Source organism: Gemella sp. 27098_8_92, assembly GCF_041433685.1.
GTDB lineage: Bacteria > Bacillota > Bacilli > Staphylococcales > Gemellaceae > Gemella.
Map to the genome: position 1 here is coordinate 76743 of NZ_JAPWBZ010000006.1, position 21220 is coordinate 97962.

Annotated in this window: 21 protein-coding genes and 1 other annotated feature; all 21 genes read left to right on the forward strand. The window is 30.4% G+C overall.

What is annotated here, in order from left to right; all coding sequences use genetic code 11:
• The 21 genes from O3802_RS05615 to panF all read left to right on the forward strand — a co-directional run bounded on the left by O3802_RS05615 (position 1) and on the right by panF (position 21119).
• Entirely contained in the window at positions 1-1032 is a 1032-nt protein-coding gene (locus tag O3802_RS05615; protein WP_371458665.1) for an L-threonylcarbamoyladenylate synthase, read from the forward strand.
• A gap of 16 nt (positions 1033-1048) precedes the next feature.
• A complete protein-coding gene (locus O3802_RS05620) occupies positions 1049-2008 on the forward strand; it encodes a glycosyltransferase family 2 protein (RefSeq protein ID WP_371458666.1) in 960 nt (319 codons plus the stop codon).
• A gap of 3 nt (positions 2009-2011) precedes the next feature.
• A complete protein-coding gene (locus O3802_RS05625) occupies positions 2012-3580 on the forward strand; it encodes a hypothetical protein (RefSeq protein WP_371458667.1) in 1569 nt (522 codons plus the stop codon).
• The gene (locus O3802_RS05630; protein WP_371458668.1) at positions 3561-4757 is read left to right on the forward strand and encodes a leucine-rich repeat domain-containing protein; all 1197 of its coding nucleotides are present in this window, start codon (positions 3561-3563) and stop codon (positions 4755-4757) included. The genes O3802_RS05625 and O3802_RS05630 overlap by 20 nt, the downstream gene beginning before the upstream one ends.
• Positions 4758-5130: 373 nt before the next feature.
• Positions 5131-7074 (forward strand): threonine--tRNA ligase, encoded by a 1944-nt coding sequence (gene thrS, locus O3802_RS05635; protein ID WP_371458669.1) that lies wholly within the window; start codon positions 5131-5133, stop codon positions 7072-7074.
• Positions 7075-7129: 55 nt separating this feature from the next.
• Positions 7130-7714 (forward strand): peptidylprolyl isomerase, encoded by a 585-nt coding sequence (locus O3802_RS05640; protein WP_281666146.1) that lies wholly within the window; start codon positions 7130-7132, stop codon positions 7712-7714.
• A 181-nt stretch (positions 7715-7895) separates the two neighbouring features.
• On the forward strand, positions 7896-9173 hold the full coding sequence (locus O3802_RS05645; protein ID WP_371458670.1) for a solute carrier family 23 protein: 1278 nt from the start codon (positions 7896-7898) through the stop codon (positions 9171-9173).
• 147 nt (positions 9174-9320) lie between these two features.
• On the forward strand, positions 9321-10211 hold the full coding sequence (locus O3802_RS05650; protein ID WP_276767993.1) for a YidC/Oxa1 family membrane protein insertase: 891 nt from the start codon (positions 9321-9323) through the stop codon (positions 10209-10211).
• Between the two features lie 68 nt (positions 10212-10279).
• Positions 10280-10987, forward strand: a complete 708-nt coding sequence (locus tag O3802_RS05655; protein ID WP_371458671.1) for a restriction endonuclease — start codon at positions 10280-10282, stop codon at positions 10985-10987.
• A gap of 81 nt (positions 10988-11068) precedes the next feature.
• Positions 11069-11140: a sequence feature (ribosomal protein L21 leader region), on the forward strand.
• A gap of 19 nt (positions 11141-11159) precedes the next feature.
• Positions 11160-11468, forward strand: coding sequence for a 50S ribosomal protein L21 (gene rplU, locus O3802_RS05660; protein ID WP_003144981.1), 309 nt, complete (start codon positions 11160-11162; stop codon positions 11466-11468).
• Between the two features lie 2 nt (positions 11469-11470).
• Positions 11471-11800: a ribosomal-processing cysteine protease Prp gene (locus O3802_RS05665; RefSeq protein WP_371458672.1), complete on the forward strand. Its 330-nt coding sequence runs from the start codon at positions 11471-11473 to the stop codon at positions 11798-11800.
• A 5-nt stretch (positions 11801-11805) separates the two neighbouring features.
• Positions 11806-12087 (forward strand): 50S ribosomal protein L27, encoded by a 282-nt coding sequence (rpmA, locus tag O3802_RS05670; protein ID WP_031552190.1) that lies wholly within the window; start codon positions 11806-11808, stop codon positions 12085-12087.
• A gap of 210 nt (positions 12088-12297) precedes the next feature.
• Positions 12298-13932, forward strand: a complete 1635-nt coding sequence (locus O3802_RS05675; RefSeq protein WP_314004492.1) for a Na/Pi cotransporter family protein — start codon at positions 12298-12300, stop codon at positions 13930-13932.
• Positions 13933-14210: 278 nt separating this feature from the next.
• Complete coding sequence (gene pnp, locus O3802_RS05680; RefSeq protein ID WP_371458673.1) at positions 14211-16298, forward strand: polyribonucleotide nucleotidyltransferase; 2088 nt, start codon at positions 14211-14213, stop codon at positions 16296-16298.
• An 8-nt stretch (positions 16299-16306) separates the two neighbouring features.
• Positions 16307-16579: a DUF2129 domain-containing protein gene (locus O3802_RS05685; RefSeq protein ID WP_004632449.1), complete on the forward strand. Its 273-nt coding sequence runs from the start codon at positions 16307-16309 to the stop codon at positions 16577-16579.
• A 124-nt stretch (positions 16580-16703) separates the two neighbouring features.
• Positions 16704-17255: a 16S rRNA (guanine(966)-N(2))-methyltransferase RsmD gene (rsmD, locus tag O3802_RS05690; protein WP_371458674.1), complete on the forward strand. Its 552-nt coding sequence runs from the start codon at positions 16704-16706 to the stop codon at positions 17253-17255.
• A gap of 2 nt (positions 17256-17257) precedes the next feature.
• Positions 17258-17749, forward strand: coding sequence for a pantetheine-phosphate adenylyltransferase (gene coaD / locus O3802_RS05695; RefSeq protein WP_371458675.1), 492 nt, complete (start codon positions 17258-17260; stop codon positions 17747-17749).
• A 2-nt stretch (positions 17750-17751) separates the two neighbouring features.
• Positions 17752-18834 carry an undecaprenyldiphospho-muramoylpentapeptide beta-N-acetylglucosaminyltransferase gene (locus O3802_RS05700; RefSeq protein ID WP_371458676.1) on the forward strand — a complete coding sequence of 361 codons (1083 nt, stop codon included), beginning with the start codon at positions 17752-17754 and terminating at the stop codon, positions 18832-18834.
• Position 18835: 1 nt separating this feature from the next.
• Positions 18836-19444 (forward strand): phosphatase PAP2 family protein, encoded by a 609-nt coding sequence (locus tag O3802_RS05705; protein ID WP_371458677.1) that lies wholly within the window; start codon positions 18836-18838, stop codon positions 19442-19444.
• Positions 19432-19677: a DUF997 family protein gene (locus O3802_RS05710; protein WP_371458678.1), complete on the forward strand. Its 246-nt coding sequence runs from the start codon at positions 19432-19434 to the stop codon at positions 19675-19677. Before O3802_RS05705 ends, O3802_RS05710 begins: the two co-directional genes overlap by 13 nt.
• Positions 19677-21119, forward strand: a complete 1443-nt coding sequence (gene panF / locus O3802_RS05715) for a sodium/pantothenate symporter (RefSeq protein WP_371458679.1) — start codon at positions 19677-19679, stop codon at positions 21117-21119. The genes O3802_RS05710 and panF overlap by 1 nt, the downstream gene beginning before the upstream one ends.
• Positions 21120-21220 lie beyond the last annotated feature (101 nt).

Below are 21220 nucleotides of genomic sequence, written 5' to 3' on the forward strand. Positions count from 1 at the left end.
ATGGAAACTGAGATAATAAATATTTCTAAAAGTAATAATAAAGAAGAAATATATAATAAATTGATTACTTACTACAAAGATAATAAACTTATTGCGATTCCAACAGAAACAGTCTATGGGTTAAGCGCAGATGCAACGAGTGATGAAGCTGTTTGTAAAATATACGAAGCAAAAGGTCGACCAAGTGACAATCCATTAATAGTTCATTTTTATGAAATGAATCAGCTTAATGATATAGTTGATTATCAAGATGAACGTGTAGAAAAGTTAATAGAAAACTTTTGGCCAGGACCAATGACACTAATTTTGAATGCTAAAGAAAACAATGGTATCTCGAAGAAAGTTAGTGCAGGACTATCAACACTTGCGGTAAGAATGCCATCTAATAAGACGGCACGCCAGATTTTAAAGGAGACTAAAGTTTTATTAGCCGCACCTAGTGCGAATACTAGTGGAAAACCATCTCCGACAAAATTTGAGCATGTTTATCATGATCTTAATGGTAAGATTGATGTTATAATTGAAGATGAACAATCGGATATTGGTTTGGAAAGTACAGTAATAGATTGCACGAGAACACCTTTGGTTATCGCAAGGCCAGGGGAGATAACTAAAGAGGACATTGAAAGAATTTTAGGTCTAGGTAGCGTTAAATACAATGATGAAGTAATGGTTGACACGCAAACTCCTATAGCACCTGGAATGAAATATCGTCATTATTCACCAGAAGCAGAGCTGTTATATTATGAAGATTCTTTAGAAAAAGCTTTAGAATTTTTAAAAACTAAAAATAAAAAAACAGGTTTTATAACTTATAAAAGTAATGAGCATTTGTTTGAGAATCTAAATATATCTGTAAAATATTTGGCAGATAATGAGAAAAGTGTTGAACAATCTAATAAAAATTTATATAATATTCTAAGAGAGTTTGACGAAGAAAAAGTAGAAGAAATATATGTTTTACCAATAAAAGAAACTAAAGAAAATATTGCGTTATTGAATAGACTTAATAAAGCAATAAGTAGAAAATAAAAATAGGAGATTTATAATGAAAAAGTTATATGTAGTAATACCTTGTTATAACGAAGAAGAGGTATTGTTTGAAACTGCAAAAAGATTAGAAATTAAAATGAATAATATGATGGATGAAGATTTAATTTCTAAAGACAGCCGTGTAGTATTAGTGAATGACGGTTCTAAAGATAAAACATGGCAGATGATCGAAGAACTTCATGAAAAAAATCCATTATTCAGTGGTATTAATTTAAGTAGAAACCGTGGACACCAAAATGCTCTTTTAGCGGGGCTTATGACTGTTAAAGATCATTGTGATGTAAGTATCTCAATGGATGCAGATTTACAAGATGATATTAATGCAATGGATGAAATGATGAGAAAATATCTAGCAGGTTGCGATATAGTTTATGGAGTTCGTTCAGCTCGTACGACTGATACATTCTTTAAACGCTTCACGGCAGAAGCATTTTATCGAGTTATGGAAAAACTGGGTGCTAATACTGTTTTTAACCATGCTGACTACCGTTTAATGAGTAAACGTGCTTTAGATGGTTTAGCAGAATTTAAAGAAGTAAATTTATTTTTACGTGGAATTGTTCCAATGATTGGATATCCAAATGATATCGTAACATATGAAAGAGCAGAAAGATTTGCTGGAGAAAGTAAATATCCGTTATCAAAAATGTTAGCTTTTGCTTTTGAAGGAATTACATCTTTATCTGTAAAACTAATTAGATTTATTACAGTTGGTGGAGCATTGATGATTTTTATCGCTGCGGTAGTATTCTTCTATACATTGTATAGTTACTTCGCTGGTTTTGCTAGACCTGGGTGGTCTAGTATGATGATTTCAATGTGGTTTATCGGAGGAATGATTATGATTTCTCTTGGGATTGTCGGAGAATATGTAGGTAAAATCTACTTAGAATCTAAAGAACGTCCGAGATTTATTGTTGAGAAATTCTTGAACGAAGAAAAAAGTGAGAAATAATCTATGAATAAGGAAATATTTACTAAGTTATCTAATTTTTTAGTGAAAATAGTAGCTATTATATTTTTTGTGCTAATGGGGTTAAATACTTTATTAGTACTTACAAAAACTGCAATATTTCCTAGCGATTATCAAGAAACATTATATTATAAACAGGATAATGCTATACTAAATATTATTTTCTTAATAATATTTAGTATAGTTATCTTAATATTAGTGAAGTATTTGAAAAAGATTATAAGTGTAAAACGACTTGTGCTTCTTGTTATGATATATACTTTTATTATAAGTATTTTGTTTGCAATATTACGCCGGGATTATGTTCAGTTTGACCCATTTCATGTAATTGATCAGGCGAATAATTTTATTCGTGAAAATTATAGTGGACTTGATAAAGGAGATAATTATTTATATATCTATTCACATCAAATTACAACGGTATTTATTTTTCAAATAATATTATCTTTATTTGGAAGAGCAACATTTATTCTTTATATAATGCAAAGTTTTTCTATAAGTTTTATAATTTTTATGTTGTATAAAATTGCGAATATACTTTTTGAGGATGAAAATACCAATTATATTGTTGTCATATTAGGTGCGTTATGTTTTCCACTTATTTTTTATGTAGCTTTTGTTTATGGCTTATTACCTGGAATGTTTTTAACGCTTGTTTCATATTATTATTTTATAAAGTATACAAAAGAAAAACATTGGTATCAGCTTGTAATAAGCGCCTTAAGTATCAACTTAGCGATACTTCTAATTGGTAATAATTTAATACACTTGTTGGCAATTTTTGCAGTAGCTGTAATTTATTTTATTCGTAATAAGGATTGGAAGATAATTGCATTTATCTTAAGTTGTGTATTTTTAATGAGTGCGTCAAAGAGTGTTATTACAAATTATTATGAAGTGAAAAGTCAAAAAGAAATCGCTGAAGGAGTTCCAAAAATTACTTGGGTGGCTATGGGAATGCAAGAAGGTGAACGTGAGGCTGGTTGGTGGAATAGGTTTAATTATGATATTATGCCAGAAGAAGAGTACGATGAAAAACGTATTACTGAAATTTCTAAAACCTCAATGAAGCAGAGGTTAAATGTTTTTCGTGATAATCCAAAATATGCATTTGATTTTTATCAGAGAAAATATGAAAACCAATTTATAGAACCTACGTTTCAAAGTTTATTAGTAACAGCACCACAGCGAAACTTTAGTAATGAAACAACACTTGAAAAGACTAGAGACTTTTTTGTTAAACAGATTTATTTTAATCACACACACACTGTTTTAGAATTTATAATGAAAGTATTTCAAGTTTTTGTTTATTTATTTACATTTGTTTTTGCGGTTGTTATGTATAAACGGAAAAATGAATTTTTTGCTATTATACCTATTGCTTTTATAGGTGGAACATTATTTAATATGATTTGGGAAGCGAAGAGTAGATACATTTTCCCATATTTTGTATTTTTAATTCCACTTGCAGCTTATGGTTTAGTAATTGTTAGAAATAAAATAAAAGAGTATAAAAAATTAAAAGAGGAAAAAGATGAAAAAAGTACTATATAGCACTTTAGCGGTTCTTACTTTAAGTTTTACAGTACCACAAATAGTGTTGGCGAATGATGTTTATGTACCTTTTGGTGAAAGGAATTATTCAGAGGCTGAAAGTGGTGAGAAAATAAACTTTGAAGACTTGAACTTAAAAGAAGCATTGCTAGAGTATTATAAATTCCATATAGATAAGAAGTATAAAGGAAAAGACATTACGGTTGGAATGATGAAGCAGTTTACCAGTTTATCATTACCATGGATGAATATTTTCTCTCTTCAAGGTTTAGAGCATGCAACCAACCTAAAAAGTTTGAATCTTTCTAATAATTTTATTGAGGGCTTGAAACCATTAGAAAAATTAACAGAGTTAGAAGATTTGAATTTAACTAATAACAAAATAAAAAAACCAGAAAGTTTAGGAAAGCTTACGAAGTTAAGACAATTAGTTCTTCGTAAAAACTTAATGAATAACTTAGATTTTATGAATAATCTAAATGTTGAATCATTAGATATTTCAATGAATGGAATATTAAAAGATTATATACCTAACAACTTAAAGCTTGATAATATTCGCAGTCTAAATATATCTGGAATTGGCTTTGACAATATTTCTTTTTTGAAGAATGCAGTTAAATTAGAAAGCCTTGTTGCAGAAAAAAATTCTATAAAAGATTTAAGCCCACTAGCCGAATTAAAGACTTTGCGTACACTTTATTTGGATAGAAATGATATACGTGATATAAGCCCGTTGAAAAATTTAGATAATCTTGAAGAATTATTACTGTATAAAAATAATATTGAGGACATTTCAGTATTAGCCGGGAAAAGATATTTATACCGCTTGATGCTAAATGAAAATCTAGGTTTAAAAGATATTAGTGCTTTGAAAACTGTTGATCATTTGGCAAGTTTAGATATTTCTGATACTGGGGTAAAAGATATAACGCCTTTAAATAATCATAAATATCTTTACTATGTTGCAGTAAAAAACACAAAAATTAGTAATAGTGATTTGGATAAATTTGAAGCAATTAATATGGCTGTAAAAAAAGATAATGATATTAAGAAAAACTTAGAGATAGTAAAAACGGAAGCAGCTAAATACTTTAGTATTAAAAACTATATATTTATGTTGCTAACTGTTTTAGTAACTTTTAGTGGTATAAGAAGTTATTGGAGAAAGAACAAGTAAAACATTAGATAGTTTGAATAGTTAGAATAAAGAAAATTTATTTCTAATTTTCCTCTTGAAATTGAAGAGTCTTTGTGCTAGAATTACATTAATGAATAAAAATACATATGTACTTAGGATACGATATATGGCTAACTTATTTTAGAGAGGGTATGGTGCTGGAAATACCTATAAGTGTTATATGTTACTACCTTGTTTATAGTATAAAGTTAGCAAGCTTTAATTGCATTATGAGGAAGTATTTACTTCGAATTTGGGTGGTACCACGAAATTTTCGTCCCTTCTTTAGTTTAGGCTAGAGAAGGGCTTTTTAATTTGTGTAACAAATATATGTAAAGCTAAGTATTCATGTAAATAAAAGGAGATTTTTATAATGGCAAAATTAGTTTTTCCTGATGGAAATGTTAGAGAATATGATAATAAAACAGCGTTAGAAATTGCAGAGAGTATTAGTATCAGTCTTAAGAAAAAAGTTATTTCAGCGAAATTAGATGAAGACTATATCGAGTTGAATAAACCAATTACAAAAGATGGACACTTAAAACTTATTGTTGCTGATGATGAAGACCAAGATTCATTATATGTACTTCGCCACTCTTCAGCACACTTGCTTGCACAAGCATTGAGAAGATTATATGGGAAAGATGTTCATTTTGGTGTTGGGCCAGCAATTGACGGTGGATTCTACTATGACTTTGATTCAGAATACAAAATAAGTGAAGAAGACTTTAAAAATATTGAAAAAGAAATGAAAAAAATAATTAGTGAAAATGTTGCTATTGAAGGACGTGAGGTTAGTCGTACTGAAGCGTTAGAAATTTTCGCAGCAGATCCATATAAAGTTGAATTAATTAATGATCTTCCAGAAGATGAAGTAATTACTGTTTACACTCAAGGTGATTTTGTTGATCTTTGTCGTGGAGGACATGTAGCTTCTACTTCTAAAATTAAAGAGTTTAAACTTTTATCAGTAGCAGGAGCTTATTGGCGTGGAAATAGTGATAATAAGATGTTACAACGTATTTATGGAACAGCTTATTTCACTAAAGAACATTTAGAACAACACTTAGTAAGGTTACAAGAAGCTCGTGAACGTGACCATAGAAAACTAGGTAAAGAATTAGGAATCTTCACAACAAGTCAAAAAGTTGGAGCAGGATTACCATTATGGTTACCAAACGGAGCTACAATCCGTCGTACTATCGAAAGATATATCGTCGATAAAGAAGTAGAATTAGGATACGATCACGTTTATACTCCAATTATGGGTTCTAAAGATCTATATATTACAAGTGGACACTGGGATCACTATCAAGAAGATATGTTCCCACCAATGGAGATGGATCACGAAACAATGGTACTTCGTCCAATGAACTGTCCTCACCACATGATGGTTTATAAAAATGAACGTCACTCATACCGTGAACTTCCAATCCGTATCGCAGAGCTTGGAATGATGCACCGTTATGAATCAAGTGGGGCAGTAAGTGGGCTTCAACGTGTTCGTGGAATGACTCTTAATGATGCACATATTTTTGTTCGTCCAGATCAACTTAAAGATGAGTTCAAATTAACAGTAGGATTAATAGAAGAAGCATATAAAGATTTAGGAATTACTAACTTTAGCTATCGTTTATCTTATAGAAATCCAGAAAATACAGAAAAATATTTTGATGATGATGTGATGTGGAATAATGCACAGCAAATGTTAAAAGAAACTGCAGACGAGTTAGGTCTTGATTATGTTGAAGCAGAAGGAGAAGCTGCTTTCTATGGACCAAAACTTGATGTTCAAGTAGAAACTGCAATAGGAAAACAAGAAACATTATCAACAATTCAATTAGATTTCTTATTACCAGAACGTTTTGAATTAGAATATATTGGAGAAGATGGTAAAGTACATCGTCCAGTAGTAATTCACCGTGGTATTGTGTCAACAATGGAACGTATGGTTGCCTTCTTATTAGAAGAATACAAAGGAGACCTTCCGACATGGTTAGCTCCAAACCAAGTGCGAATTATTCCTGTAAATAATGATTACCACTATGATTATTCTAAAGAAATCATGCAAGAACTTAAAAAAGCTGGTGTAAAAGTTGCTATTGATGATAGAGATGAAAAACTTGGATACAAAATTCGTGAAGCAGCTGGTAAAAAAATACCTTATACCTTAGTAATAGGTGATAAAGAAGTTGAAAATAGAGGGGTAAATGTAAGAATATTTGGTTCTCACGATCAAAAAGAAGAAAGTTTTGCTAAATTTAAAGAAAATATCTTAAAAGAGATTAATGAAAGATTAATCGAGAAAAACGCATAATAAAGAAAAATAAAGAGGAAGAAGGACGTTCTTCCTCTTATCTTGGAGGAAATATATGTTACCACAATTAACAAAAGAAATACTTGATGGAGAAATCAAAGTAACTATTAAAACAACGCATGGAGACATGGCATTTAAACTTTTCGAAAAAGATATTCCTAAAGCAGTAGAAAATTTTGTAACACACGCTAAAAACGGATATTATAATGGAATAATATTCCACCGTGTTATAAAAGATTTTATGATTCAAGGAGGAGACCCAACAGGAACTGGTATGGGAGGAGAATCAATCTGGGGTAATAGTTTTGAAGATGAATTTTCAATGGATTACTTCCACTTTTATGGAGCTTTAAGTATGGCAAATGCAGGTCCAAATACAAATGGTAGCCAATTCTTTATTGTTCAAAATAATCACCTAGATGCAAGAACTTTGGATGCATTAGAACAAGGTGGTTGGCCAGAAGAAGCTGTTAAAGGATATGCTGAAGTAGGTGGAACACCTCATTTAGATCATCGTCATACAGTTTTTGGTCAATTATTAGAAGGTGCAGAAACTTTAGAAAAAATTGCAGCAGTAGAAACTGGGGCTCAAGATAAACCGGTAGAAGAAGTTGTTATTGTTGGAATAGATGTAGAATAGAAGATAATTAAAGATAGATTTGCAGTCAAATTTATATTTTGATGCTAATTTATCTTTTTTATTATTCTGTAAAAAAATACTTTTATTATAACTAGCCTTGTGGTATAATTATGAAAGTTTGAATAAAAGAGGATAGACTTTTATCAATCTAATTAATAATATAATATTAAGGAGAAAAAAGATGACACAAGAGTCAAGAGTAAAACCAGTCTTAGATGTTCATGAGAAGCCGAGTATCGGGCTTTGGATTACACTAAGTTTGCAACATTTATTCGCAATGTTTGGGGCAACAGTTCTAGTACCGATTTTAACAGGATTACCAGCTAGTACAGCACTGACAACATCAGGTATTGGGACATTAACGTATTTATTTATAACACGCGGAAAAATTCCAGCATATTTAGGATCATCATTTGCATTTATTAACCCAATTATAGTTTTATCAACTACACATAATGTAGAGACAGCTATGCTTGGTGCCTTCTTAGCCAGTTTAGTTTATGGTGTAGTAGCAATGTTTATCTATAAATTCGGTGTTAACTGGTTATTAAAACTTCTACCACCAGTTGTAGTAGGGCCAATTATTATTGTTATTGGATTAGGTCTTGCACCAACAGCAATTGATATGGCTATGAACAAAACTGTTGATGGTGCAAAAGTCTATGATTTGAAATACTTTTCAGTAGCACTTATTACACTACTAATTACAATTATTTGTGCGGTAGCTTTAAGAGGATTTGCTAAACAAATACCAGTATTATTAGGAATTGTATTTGGATATATAGTAGCGGTTATAGCAGGGCTAGTAAATTTCCAACCTGTTATAGATGCTCCGTGGTTTAGCTTACCTAAATTTACAGTACCATTTGTAACTTACACACCAGAATGGAATATAGCTGCCCTTGCTATGGTACCTATCGCGATTGTAACTATTAATGAACATATAGGCCATCAAATGGTATTATCAGAGGTAATTGGGCGTAATGTTCTGAAAGATCCAGGGTTACATCGTTCAATTTTAGCAGATGGAACGGCAATGATGTTTGCATCATTATTAGGTGGACCGCCAAGTACAACTTATGGTGAAAATATTGGGGTTCTTGCTATTACTCGTGTGTTTTCTGTGTTTGTTTTAGGAGGAGCAGCAGTATTTGCACTTATATTAAGTTTTGTAGGTAAATTTTCTGCTTTAATTTCTACTATTCCATCACCAGTTATGGGAGGAGTATCAATATTATTATTTGGTATTATAGCTTCGAGCGGACTTAGAATGTTAGTAGATGAAAAAGTAGATTTAAGTATTAACAGAAACTTAGTTATTTCATCAGTAATCATTGTTCTTGGAGTAGGTGGAGCAATGTTAAAATTTGAAAGTATTCATTTTGAATTACCTGCGATGGCATTAGCAGCAATAAGTGGTGTTCTATTAAATGCTTTCTTACCTAAAAAAGAAAAATAATAAAATAATTAAAGAGGTAGTTGCTAAAAGGTTTGACTACCTCTTTTTAATCTGATATAATTTACAAGGTAAATAAAATTGTGTAAGGTGAGAATCTTACCTTATTTTTAATTTTTTATTATAAAATATTTTTAAAGGAGTACTAAATTGAAAAAATTATCTGCACTTTTATTAGGTTTTGCAGGTATGTTTGTTTTATCTGGATGTTCGGCGCAAGATAGAAGTGGAACATTCTACGAAACATTTGTAAAACCAATGGATATATCTTTAAGCAAAATCCATGACTATGTTGGTAGTTGGGGATGGTCAATTGTTATAATTACTTTAATTATACGTATTATAATTCTACCATTCATGTTAAAAAACTATAAATCTCAAAATGAAGCACGTCGTGGGCAGGCGCTAGCTCGTCCAGAATTAGAAGTAGTTCAAGCAAAACAAAAGGCTGCTCGTGAGAAAGAAGCTCGTGCAATCTCTAATGAAGAAAAAACGCAGGCAAGAGCTGAACTTATGGAACTTCAAAGAGAACAAATGGCGATTATGAAAAAATATAATGCAATGCCATTAAGTGTTGGAGGGTGTTTACCATTATTAATACAAATGCCATTTTTAACAGGATTATTTTTTACACTATCTAATCCATTATATTCAGCAGGAATCACTAATTCAACATTTTTAGGAGTATTTAGTTTAGGTACTAGATCATATATACTACCTGTAATTGCATTTATAGTGTATGCAATTCAAACGCGTTTAGCAATGAGAATGACACCACAAGTTACACAACCTGGTCAAGAGCAACTTCAAGGTCAAATGCAAATGATGCAATGGCTGAGTCCAGTAATGATTGCTGTATTCTCATTCTGGGTCGCAGGAGCGGTAGCCGTGTATTATATTGTAGGGGGAGTATTCTTAATATTCCAAACATACTTAGGATATAAAATTTATCCACCGTACAAACCTGAAAAACAAAAGAAACAAGCATTTGATCCAAACAAAGTAACACTTGTTTCTAGTAATAAGAAAAAAAGAAAATAATATAACTTTAAAAGGTCTGGTTGATAGCTAGACCTTTTACTGTATCTTTACGGAAAGGAAAATTAGTTGTGATAAAAAATATTTTTAAAAAATTAAAAAATCGGACGGGGAAATATGAGGAGGTTTTATTTGAAAATTTGACAGTGGGTACAGTTACCTTAGATAAAACTTATTTAGATAAAGAAAATATAATAAGGGAATTTATAAAAAATCCTAATAAAAGATTTGGGACTGTAGGTGAACAGGGAGAATATTTTGAAAAATTTATTGCCACAGTTTTTGAACTTGCAGGATACAAAGTATCGTTGACACCACTTCAAGATAAAGGAATAGATATTTTTGTAGAGAATAAAAAGAAGAAGTACCTTATTCAATGTAAAAATTATAATGTTACTAGTCAGAAAGTAAAATTAGTAGGAGAGAGTGAGGTTAGAGAATTCAATGGAGTAACTAAGGAAGGGGAGAAAATATTAATTACTACTTCATATTTTACAGGATATGTAAAATATGAAGAATTTAAAAATATAACTTTTGTAGATAGAAGTGGAATTCCCTCACTATTAAAAGAAATAGTACCTGAAATTTATAATAAATATGAAAAAGAATGCAAGAAAAACTTTAGTGGAGAAATTTGCGAAACATGTAATAAAGGTGTTTTGGTAAATAAAAGAAAAACAGATAAAATAGTTTTGCTAGGATGTAGTAATTTTCCTAACTGTAAAAATATGATAAAAAAAGTTAAAAGTAATATATCTAATGAAAAAAATCTTAAATAGAAAAACCAATAAAAAATTTAAATAATGGTTGACGAGTATAGTTATATATGTTAGAATTGTAATGTTGAGTAGCTCCTAAAATAGCTACTACAACCGCACGTGTAAGGTAACAAAGTGAGTAATCCACCTTATATGGCGAGTCTTAGTAAAAAATATTTAAGGAGGTGCAGATATGTACGCAGTAATTAAAACAGGTGGGAAACAACTACGTGTTGAAGAAGGACAAACAATCTTAGTTGAAAAGTTAGCGGCTGAAGTTGATTCTACAGTTACTTTTGACGAAGTAGTATTAGTAGGTGGAGAAACTACTAAAGTTGGTGCTCCTTTAGTAGCTGGTGCGACAGTAACAGCTAAAGTAGTTGCTCAAGGTAAAGGTAAAAAAATCACAGTATTTAAATACAAACCTAAGAAAAACAATCACCGTAAATTAGGTCACCGTCAACCATTCACTAAATTAGTAGTTGAAAAAATTAACGCTTAATTATGATAAAGGTTGAAATAAAAAGAGAAGTTGAAAATATTAAACAAGTTATTGTTGATGGACATGCAGATTATGCAGAACATGGTTCTGATATAGTTTGTGCAGGAGTATCAGCAGTAGTTTTTGGATTAATAAATGCCGTAGATGAGTTAGATGAAGATGTTCAGTTTGATATTTCAGCAAGTGAAGATGAAACGGGTCATTTAACATATAGATCATTAAAATCTACGGAGAAGGAACAACTTCTGTTAAATGCAATGTTGGTTGCATTAAAAACTATAGAAGAAAATTATTCAGATTATATAACTATCGAAATAAGAGAGGTGAACTAGAGATGATGTTAAAATTAAATTTACAATTCTTCGCATCTAAAAAAGGAGTAGGTTCTACTAAAAACGGACGTGACTCTGAATCAAAACGTTTAGGTGCTAAAAGAGCTGATGGTCAGTACGTAACTGCAGGTTCTATACTTTACAGACAACGTGGAACTAAAATTTGGCCAGGAACTAACGTAGGAAAAGGTGGAGATGATACACTATTTTCACTAGTTGATGGTGTTGTACGTTTCGAAAGATACGGACGTAGCCGTAAAAAAGTTTCTGTATATCCACAAGCATAAGATAATAAAAGATACTTACATTTATTGTAGGTATCTTTTTTATTAAAATAATTAAGTTTCAATAATTAAAATTATTATAACTAGAATTATTTTTTATAATAATATTTTGACTATTGCCTTTAAAATTTTAGTTGTGCTTTTAAAATTTATGTGGTAAAATCTATTTGTGCATTTAATGATGTACTTAACATATATTAGGAGGACAAAAAAGTGTCAGCACTTTGGCAAGAAATTTTATTTTCTTTTTTAGGAGGTCTGGGATTATTTCTATTTAGTATTAAATATATGGGAGACGGACTTCAATTAATAGCCGGAGATAAGATGAGATATGTTTTAGATAAATATACATCTAAACCTCTGATGGCAGTATTAGCCGGAATTATTGTTACTATACTTATTCAATCAAGTACGGGAACAATAGTTATTACAATAAGTTTAGTTGGAGCAGGATTATTAAAAACTAAACAAGCAATTGCAATAGTAATGGGTTCTAATATTGGAACGACATTAACATCATTTATTATAGGTTTTAATATTTCAAAATACTCACTACCATTAATTTTTATAGGAGCAGCGTTTTTATTCTTTACCCGAGCTAAGTTAATAAATAGTATAGGGCGTGTAATTTTTGGATTTGGTGGAATTTTCTATGCTTTAAAAATGATGTCAACAGCTATGGGACCTATGAAAGATATGGCTTGGTTCCAAAATATTCTTATTCATATTGATGATAGTTCATGGGTAGGAGTAGGAGTTGGAACATTATTAACACTTCTTATTCAATCATCTGCGGCTACAATTGCGATTTTACAAAATTTATATGCAGATGCAGCTTTAAACCTTAATGGAGCGTTGCCAGTATTATTCGGAGATAATATCGGTACTGCTATTACAACAGCAGCATTAGCGATGGTAGGAAGTAATATTGCAGCAAAACGTGTGGCGGCATCTCATGTACTGTTTAATGTAATTGGAACTATTATTTGTTTAATAGTTTTAGCGCCGTATACAGCATTTATTTCTTATTTAGAAACTACATTTGGCTTAAATCCTAAAATGACAATTGCAACAGCACATGGTACGTTTAATATACTTAATACAATATTACAGTTCCCATTCATTTGGCTATTAGTAATTGTTGTAACTAAGCTGATTCCAGGAGAAGATGAGCAAATTAAATACAGTACACAATACCTAGACAAATCGCTTATTTCTAGTGCACCAGCAGTAGCATTAGGTCAAGTACAAAAAGAATTTATTGAAATGCTTATTTTATCTAAAAAAAGTCTACGTAACGCAGTAGAGTATTTTATGACTAGAGAAGAGGCTTTAAACGAAAAAGGAGAGACTTACGAAGAGGCAATTAATAATTTTGATGAGCAAATGACAGATTATTTAACTCTATTGTTTAGAGAAAAATTAAGTCCAAAAGAAGGTCAAGCAGCATCGATTTTACTAGATGCAACACGTGATATTGAAAGAATTGGAGATCATGCACGTGATATTGTTACTTCGGTAAATTACCAAATTAAGAAAAAATTAAAATTCTCAGATGATGCAAAAGCAGAAGTTCAAGAAATGTATGAATTGTGTAATGATATTATTTTAAAAACAATTAAATCATTAGAAGAGAATAATATTGCAATAGCAGGGGCAGCATTAGCCGCTTGTGAGAATATATATGCGTTAGAAAAAGCAGCGCGTAAAAAACATACAGAACGTATGAAAGATGGAGATTGTGAAATCCCAGCAGGAGTAGTCTATATGGACTTAATTCAACACTTTACGAGAGTATGTGAACATGCAAGAAATATTCTAGAAAAAGAAATTCAAGGAAATATATAGGATGTCTAATAAACAAAAAATATATTTTATATTATTTATTATTTTTATACTGATAATACTTATTTTATACAAGTTATATCAGATACAACTAGCTTAATATTCTAAATAGTGTTAGTCAAATATATAAAACTTTAATAAAATTAGAGAAGTGATTCAGAAAAATTGATTTTTAGTGACTCACTTCTCTTTTTTTCTTTCTAAATAAAAGTATTCATGATATAATAAAATAGTCGATTTATATAAAGAAATAGAAATAAAAGCGTTGAAAGGAAATAAAGATGTTTCAAGATAAAAAAATATATACAACACAGTGGGCTGGAAAAGAATTAACTGTTGAATTAGGAGAAATGGCTCGTCAAGCCAATGCGGCAGTTGTTGTAAAATACGGAGATACTGTTGTTTTAACTACAGCGGTAGCATCAAAAGAAGCAAAAGATGTAGATTTCTTTCCATTAACAGTTAATTATGAGGAAAAAATGTATGCAGTTGGAAAAATACCTGGAGGATTCTTGCGTCGTGAAGGGCGTCCAGGAACAGAGGCTACATTAGCAGCTCGCTTAATAGATAGACCGATAAGACCATTGTTTGAAGATGGTTTTAGAAATGAAGTTCAAGTTATTTCAACAGTATTATCAGTTGAATATGATTGTGATCCAGTTATGGCAGCTATGTTAGGTAGCTCATTAGCTTTATCTGTTTCTAATATTCCATTTAAAGGCCCTATCGCAGGTGTTACTGTTGGATATGTTGATGGAGAATATGTAATTAATCCAAACGTAGAACAATTTGAAAAATCAAAAATAGATCTTAAAGTTGCTGGAACTAAAGATGCGATTAATATGGTTGAAGCAGGTGCAGAAGAAGTTTCAGAAGAAGTTATGCTTAATGCAATTATGTTTGGTCATGAAGAGATTAAGCGTTTAATAGCCTTCCAACAACAAATAGTTGATGAAATCGGTCAAGAAAAAATGGAAGTAGAGTTAAAAGTTATTGATGAAAATATCTATAATGAAGTATTAGAATTATCATTAACAGAAATGAAATCTGCAATTGCTATTAAAGATAAACAAGAGCGTGATGAAGCAATATCTGCTGTTAAAGAAAGAGTACTTTCGGTCTTTGAAGAACGTGTAACAGATGAAGATGAATTAGATATTGTAAAAGAAGCAAAATTATCATTAGATAAAATTGTAAAAGATGAAGTTCGCCGTGAGATTACAGAAGATAAAGTTCGCCCTGATGGTCGTGCATTAACAGAAATTCGTCCATTAGCATCACGTATTGATGTACTTCCAAGAACTCATGGTTCAGCATTATTCACTCGTGGACAAACTCAATCACTAGGCGTAGTAACTTTAGGTAACTTATCTGATGAGCAGATTATTGACGATTTGACTCAAGAAGAAAACAAGAGATTTATGTTACACTATAACTTCCCAGCATTTTCTGTAGGTGAAGTAGGATTTAGTCGCGCGCCCGGGCGTCGTGAGATAGGACATGGTGCATTAGGAGAACGTGCATTAGCGCAAGTTATCCCTTCAAAAGAAGATTTCCCATATACTATTCGTATTGTATCGGAAATCTTGGAATCAAATGGTTCAAGTTCTCAAGCAACTATTTGTTCAGGATCTATGGCGCTTATGGCAGCAGGTGTACCAATTAAAGCACAAGTAGCAGGAATAGCTATGGGTCTTGTAAAAAAAGATGAACACTATACTATTTTAACTGATATACAAGGTATGGAAGACCACCTAGGAGATATGGACTTTAAAGTAGCTGGTACATCAGAAGGTATAACAGCACTTCAAATGGATATAAAAATTGAAGGGTTAAGCGAACAAATTTTAAAAGAATCATTAGAACAGGCGCGTGTAGGAAGATTACAAATCTTAGATCATATGAATAACATTATTTCTGAGCCACGTGAAGAAGTTTCTACTTTCGCACCTAAGATTAAAATTATTAGAATTAAACCAGAGAAAATCAAAGATGTTATCGGATCTGGTGGTAAAGTTATTAATGAAATTATTGAAAAAACTGGAGTTAAAATTGATATTGAACAAACAGGGGAAGTATTTATTTCATCTCCTGAAATAGATGGAATTAATAAAGCTATCGAAATTATTGAAAATATAACTCGTGAGGCAGAAGTTGGAGAAGTTTATTTGGCAGAAGTAAAACGCATTGAAAAATTTGGAGCTTTCGTAGAATTATTCCCAGGAGTAGATGCGTTAGTTCATATTTCTAAACTATCAGCTGAACGTGTAAATAAAGTAGAAGATGTTGTTAAAATTGGAGATACGTTAAAAGTTAAAGTTATAAAAATAGATGAGAAAGGCCGTGTAGACGCGACAGCTCATTTCTAGGAGATAATATGGAATTATTTGAAAAAGAACGTCGAGGAATATATGTCTATTTCAAAAGTTTTAAAGATTTAAGTAAATTAGAAAAGTATGGAAATTTTATTTCTTATTCTAAAAGGGGACGTTATGCGTGTATATATGTTGATGAAAATCGAATGGATAGCATAATAGAAGACTTAAAGAAAAAGAAATTTGTAAAGAAAATAGAAATTTCGGAAATGTCTAACTTACATTTAAGTTTCGAAAATCTAGAAAAAATGTCCAAACAACATGAAATTTCATAGAGTTAGAAATATATAATTTAGGGGAGACAAGCTAAAGGCAAAATCTCCCTTATTTATTGGGTATATCTTAATAAGACATATATGACTATAAAACTTGATAATTATTATATTAGAGTGAGGAATAATGAGAGTTATAGCTGGTAAATATAAATCTATCAAATTAAATTCGGTTGATGGGATGAACACACGACCAACAACAGATAAAATAAAAGAAAATTTGTTCAATATGTTACATTGTGACGGACGTATCCTTGATCTTTTTGGGGGAACAGGTGCTCTGGGAATAGAAAGTTTGAGTAGAGGTGCAGAGTATGCAGTGTTTATTGATGGCAGTAGTAGTGCAATAAAAACGATACATTCAAATATAGAAAAGTGTCGTATTCCAAAGAATAATTATGATGTTTATAGAAACGACTATAAACGTGCATTAAAAATCTTAGGAAAAAAAGAAGAAAAATTTGATTTGATTTTTTTAGATCCACCGTATGATAAAGGATTAGTTGATCTTGCTTTAAAATCTATATTAGAGAATAACGTTTGTAATAAACATTGTTTAATAGTATGTGAAAAAAGCAAAGATGAAAATATCTCTATTGAATCGGTAAACTTAGAAATAGTAAAAGAAAAAGAATATGGGATTACTGATATAGTAATCTTTGAATATGTGGAGAAATAGTAATGAAGAAAAAAATTGCAATTGTACCAGGAAGTTTTGATCCAATAACTTATGGGCATATTGATATAGTAACTAGAAGTGCTCAATTATTTGATGAAGTTATAGTAGCAATTTTGGTTAATCCTGATAAAAAATACTTATTTACATTAGAAGAAAGAGAAAACATGATACACGAAACGATAAAAGGTTTAGATAATGTAAGAGTGGATTCTTTTTCAGGATTATTAGTAAATTATGCAAAAAAAGTAGGTTCGAGTGTTATAGTAAGAGGACTTAGGGCGGTCTCAGATTTTGAGTATGAGATGCAGCTAACATTTATGAACAAAGCGTTAGATGATGATATAGAAACTTTTTATATGATGGCTAATAAACAATATTCATTTATAAGTTCTAGTATAGTAAAAGGTGTTTCTGGATTTGGTGCAGATTTATCAAAATTTGTTCCAAAAAATGTTGAAGAAAAATTAGAGAAAAAAATGAAAGAGAGAAAGTAATAGTGAATAAAATCCTTTTTACTGGAGGAGGCTCTGCAGGACATGTGTCAGTTAATGTAGCACTTATTCCAGAATTTAAAAAGAATGGTTACCAAATCTCATATATTGGTAGCAAAAAAGGGATAGAGAAGGAAATGATAGAAAAGATTCCTGGTGTAGAGTACCATGAAATTAGTTCTGGAAAATTAAGAAGATATTTCTCATGGGAAAACTTTATAGATCCATTTAAAGTTTTAAAAGGGATTATAGACTCCATTTTTATTTTAAAAAAGGAAAAACCAGAATTTGTCTTTTCAAAAGGGGGATTTGTAAGTGTACCTGTTTGTCTAGCAGCTAGAATTTTAAGAATTCCAGTTGTACTTCACGAATCAGATTTAACGCCTGGGCTTGCTAATAAGATTAATATTAAATTTAGTAATCATATTTTTACGACTTTTGAAGATACTTTAAAGTACTTACCTAAAGACAAGGCTAGTTTAATTGGAGCTATTGTGCGAGATGACATTTATAATGGCGATAAAGAAGTAGGTTATAAGTTCTGTAATTTTAATAATGAAAAGCCCGTTATTTTAGTAATGGGAGGATCATTAGGTTCCAAAATATTAAATGATTATATATGGAATAATATAGAAGAACTAACAAAAAAATATCAAATTGTACATTTAGTAGGAAAAAATTTATTAAATAGAGATATAAAAGCAGAGGGATATTGTCAGTATGAGTTTTTAGCACAGGAGTTATTTGATGTATTTCAGATAGTAGATTTTACTATTTCACGTGCTGGAGCAAATGCTTTATATGAATATTTAGCTTTAGAAAAGCCGGCTATACTAGTTCCATTAGGTACTAATCAAAGTAGGGGAGATCAAATAGAGAATGCACGTTTCTTTGAAAAAAATAACTTTGCTAAAGTGGTGTCAGAAGAAGAATTTGCGTCACTAAAATTAAGTGAGATAGATGACTTTTATAACAATCTAGCTCAATATAAAGATGCGATGAAAAAATATAAGGAAGAAAAGAAAGTTATAAACAGCGTAGATGACTTTTATAAGAAAATTTTGAAGATAGTAGGAGGTAAAATGTGAAATGAGAAATATTAAGATTTTTACTTACTTGAAAATAATACTATTCTTATTGCTAGTTTTTGTAGCAGTATATTATCCAACTAATGAGTTTGATGTTATTACATCAAACTTGCTACAAATAAAAATTTTAGGTCAAACAGCTAAAATTATATCTACAATTTTTAATGATAAGATATTACTTTTAATTATGGTGTTATTATCTGCCTTTTTGATTTGGATAAAAGAAACCCAAAAAGCAATATTTATATTTTTTAGTGCAGGTTTTGGTGGATTAATCTTATTTATCATCAAATATACAGTTCAAAGGGTAAGACCATTACCAGAAGTATTTAGTGGCTATAGTTTTCCGAGTGGGCACTCAACAATAGTAGTTGTGTTTTTCATATCACTACTTTTTGTAATCAATAAGAAAAAATTTTTATCAATGTTAGCTATATTTGCAATAATAGCTGTTCCTATATCTAGGGTAGTATTAGGTGCGCACTTTTTAAGTGATGTTATTGCTGGGTTACTGTTAGGGAGTATAGTTGTTGATTTTATGAAAGTATACTATAAAAAAATATATAACATAATAAGAAGAATTATAGGGGAAAATAAATGGATAAGTTAAAAGAAAAAGAGGGAGTTATTGCAGTAGGCCTAGCTATTATTCACTTTGCACTTTGGTACTATTTTGCTTATATTAAGTACAGAAATGTAGATGTTAAAGATTATAAATATATACTAGGATTACCTGAGTGGTTTTTCTATAGTTCTGTAGTAGTAAGTATATTTATAATAATTTTAGTAGTTATTTTTACAAATCTATTATTTAATAAAGAGATAAAAGAGGAGAAAAAATAATGAAATATGATGTAGATTATAAAATTATTATGTTATTTGGAGTTATCTTTTTTAGCATAATTCTATTACCTTTAGTTTTAAATAGAGCTGCTAAGAATCATCATGGTGGATTTTTTGAAAAATATTATTTAGCTGATAGAAGTGTTAGTGGAATAGTATTAGCCATAACTTTAATGTCTACATATGGTTCTGCTTCTACATTTTTAGGTGGTCCTGGTGTGGCATATAAATTAGGTTATGGATGGGTTCTTCTTGCAGTTATTCAGGTTGTTACTGGGTATTTTGTTTTGCTTGTACTCGCTAAAAAATTTAAGGCAGCAGCTCAAAAAATAAATGCAATAACTATTAGTGAATATTTAAAAAATAGATATAAATCTAAGGTAGTTGCTTACTTGTCAACATTGGCAATGATTGTCTTTTTAATTGCTGCTATGTCAGCTCAGTGGGTTGGGGGAGCAAAACTCCTTGCCGCTTTTATGGGAATTAATTATAAAACAGGAATTGTAATAATCTCAATTATAATTATTTTTTGTGTAGTTTTTGGTGGATTAAAAAATATTTTAATTACAGATATGATTCAAGGGTTAATTATGATTTTCTCTACTATTATATTACTGTATTCAGTAATTAGTTATGGTGGTGGAATAGAGAATATTACTAATAATTTATTGAATATAAATGAGAAAATCTTAACTCCTTTTGGAGCGAATGGAAGCTTAACACCGAGCTATGTGTCATCATTTTGGGTTTTAGTTGGTGTTGGGGTTATAGGGATTCCTCAAATAGCTATTAATTCGATGCTATATAAAAACAAAAGAAGTTTAAAACAATCGATAATTATTGGAAGTGTTGTAATTTTTATAGTTATGTTTGGGGTTCACTTGATTGGAGTTATGGCACGAGGAGTATTTCCAGATATTAAAGATTATGACTCTGTTATTCCAATTATTACGCTTAAGGTATTACCGTGGTATTTAGCAGCTTTAGTCCTAGCTGCACCAATGGCAGCGATAATAACTACTGTAAATGCTCAATTTTTATTAATATCTTCAGCTTTGGTAAAAGATGTACTTTTTAGTACTAAAGTAATAAAAGAGAAAATAGTAGGAAGAAAAATTCCAATATTTGTCTATAGTATCAATATACTTGTAATAATATTAATAATGTTTATTAGTATGAGACCACCTAGTCTAATAGTAAATGTTAATTTATTTGCTTTTGGTGGTTTAGAGTCAACATTTTTATGGCCTATCTTATTAGGATTATATTGGAAAGGTGCAGAAAAATATGGAGCAATATCATCGATTTTAGTAGGGTTAACGAGTTATATAGTTTTTAAAAATATCTATGTAATAAAAGCAATTGAACCTGTGGTAATTTCTTTGATGTTATCATTAATTGTTTTTGTATTTGTTTCAAGTATAAAAAGAAAGAAAATATAATAAATAAAGCTTATATTTTGCTATGAAAATAATATATTAGGTATTCAAATAATTGAAAAAGTAGTTATAATATAATAAAATAAAAATGTAGAGCAGAAGGA